General features: G+C 62.4%; 1 pseudogene. It reads right to left on the reverse strand.

Features of this window, described 5'->3' with window-relative positions:
- Positions 1 to 811: pseudogene (locus AC0L3C_RS36155) on the reverse strand (IS3 family transposase); the annotation flags it as partial.
- Positions 812 to 899 lie beyond the last annotated feature (88 nt).

The following is an 899-nucleotide window of genomic DNA, read 5'->3' on the forward strand; positions in this document are numbered from 1 at the left end:
TGACGAGCCAAGGCATCCTCCAGCGTCTCGACGCAGAAGGCTGCTTCCATGGTGATCGACAGCCGCCACGACAGAACACGACGTGTTGCCCAGTCCAGCACCACGGCGAGATAGACGAAGCCACGCGCCATCGGGATGTAGGTGATGTCCATCGCCCAGACCTGGTTCGGCCGCGTGATCTCGATGCCGCGCAGCAGGTACGGATGGATCTTGTGGCCGGGCTCGGGCTTTGTTGTGCGCGGTCGGCGATAGAGCGCCTCTATCCCCATCCGCCGCATCAGCGTCTTGACATGCCGGCGGCCGATCTTGCACCCCTCGGCAGCCAGCAGGCCTCTCAGCATGCGCGAACCGGCGAAGGGAAACTCCAGATGCAGCCGGTCAAGACGTCGCATGATCGCGAGATCGGCATCCGGCACCGGTCGCGGCAGGTAATAAACGCTGCCGCGGCTGATCTGTAAAACTTCCGCCTGCCTGGTGATCGACAGATCGTGCTCGCGGTCGATCATCGCCTTGCGCTCAGCAATCCCGCCTTGGTGAGCGCTCCTTCTAAAAAATCGTTCTCCAGCGTCAGCTCCCCGATCTTGGCATGCAGCGACTTCACATCGATCGCAGGCGTGGCCGGCGCAGCGCTGCCAGGTCCAAAAACTCCGGAAGCGCCACCCTCCAACTGCGCCTTCCACGCCATAATCTGATTGGGGTGGACGTCGAACTGCTCGGCAAGCTGAGCTATCGTCCGGTCGCCCTTGACGGCGGCAAGTGCCACCTTCGCCTTGAAGGCCGGTGTGTGATTCCGGCGTGCTCGTCTGCTCATCGTCGCTCCTGATTCGCAGGCACCAGCGTGCCCGCTGTCAGGCAGAAACTCCACTCACCGACCTGTTCAAATTTGCGGAGCCGGCTCT

The sequence above is a fragment of the Bradyrhizobium sp. WSM4872 genome, from assembly GCF_055811715.1.